Genomic DNA, 1,393 nt, shown 5'->3' with positions numbered 1-1,393 from the left:
CCCGGTGTGGAGGACCGATGTAGGGCCGAGTCAGGAAGGGCGGGAAGGAGTCCTTCACTGAGAGTGCGAGCCGATCATGCCGAAGCTAATGGAGCGGACATTCAGCCAGCAATTCTTAGGTGCTTGGCGATATGTCGAAGGTCACATACAAGGGCTTATGCGCGAAAGGTTGCTGCGGTTTGCGAGGCGTGCAGTCTACAATGCAACTCTGATAGCGTCGTAACAACGCATTGCGTCTAAAGAATCCCGCAATAATTAGAAAGGCTGTCAATCTATGGCAAAACCAAAACCGTTTGCCTTTGTGCTTATGCCCTTCGGCGATGAATTCGACGATATTTATCGGCTTGGAATTCAAGAAACAGCAAGAGATCAAGGCGTTATAGCTGAGCGCGTTGACGAGCAGATTTATACTGAAAGTATTCTAGAACGTATCTACCGACAGATTGACGCGGCGGATTTTATCATTGCCGACATGACAGGCAAGAATCCCAATGTTTTCTATGAGGTGGGGTACGCCCACGCTAAAGACAAGATTTGTACACTTATCACTCAGAAAGCTGATGATATTCCTTTCGATCTAAAGCACCATCGACACCTTGTATATGATGGGTCCATCACGAACTTGAAGAAGATGCTCGGTGCCGACATCGAGTGGGTGAAGTCCGAGATTGAACGCCAAAAAACCATAACTTTCGAAGTTAATACGCGAACACAAAGAGAGTTTCTTACGGTCAACGACTACTCTAGATCAGGTACTTTCGAGCTAGTAATTGATATTCACAATCGAACCGAAAAACGAAGCCCCGAAATCGACGCCATTTATCTCTACACAAGTGAAAGGTGGGAGATAAAACAAGACGGTAAACGTTGTGGCCACACGAAATCTGAAAAAGACGATCTGAACAGGCGGCACATTTTAGCCACAACGGCGTCGCGTCTCGCTCAAGGGGCTTGGACGCAAATTAGATGTGAGCTGGAGACAAGTTTTTGGCGGAAGTACCGGGACGACGGTGTCGATCCAAAGAACACATACCGCATCCAAGGCTACTTGGTAGTGGAAATTTCGACTTCAGAAGGAATGTTTCCTACTCGTATCGACTTGGATGTTGAATTTGACGAGATACCATTTTGAGTATCTAAGGACGGCGCGCATATCGAGGCTTATGCACCGCTAGAAGAAACCCAGCAAAATCACGTGGCGAAGATGGTGCATTAGACTAGGGCGCGTCCAGACGTCCGTTTTTGGGAAGCTGTGCAGCGGCAATGCGAGCACTGATCAAGGTCTGCTCAGGGCCGGTTGCCACAGGTCCCCATGCAACCCTTCGGTATCTTCTGCGATTAGTACAGACAGGTTTGCACTCTACACCCCGACCATCCTGCTCATCACCCACAA

The 1,393-nt window shown here is 48.5% G+C and carries 1 protein-coding gene; it reads left to right on the top strand.

Annotation, left to right across the window (positions count from 1 at the left end; translation table 11 throughout):
* The first annotated feature begins 274 nt into the window (after positions 1-274).
* Complete coding sequence (locus A3764_RS25710) at positions 275-1,132, top strand: hypothetical protein (RefSeq protein WP_201722164.1); 858 nt, start codon at positions 275-277, stop codon at positions 1,130-1,132.
* Positions 1,133-1,393: the final 261 nt, after the last annotated feature.

This window comes from Sulfitobacter sp. HI0129 (assembly GCF_001635395.1).
Taxonomy (GTDB): Bacteria; Pseudomonadota; Alphaproteobacteria; order Rhodobacterales; family Rhodobacteraceae; genus Sulfitobacter.
Note: the sequence above shows the minus strand (reverse complement) of the source record. Positions and strands in the feature narration are given on the sequence as shown.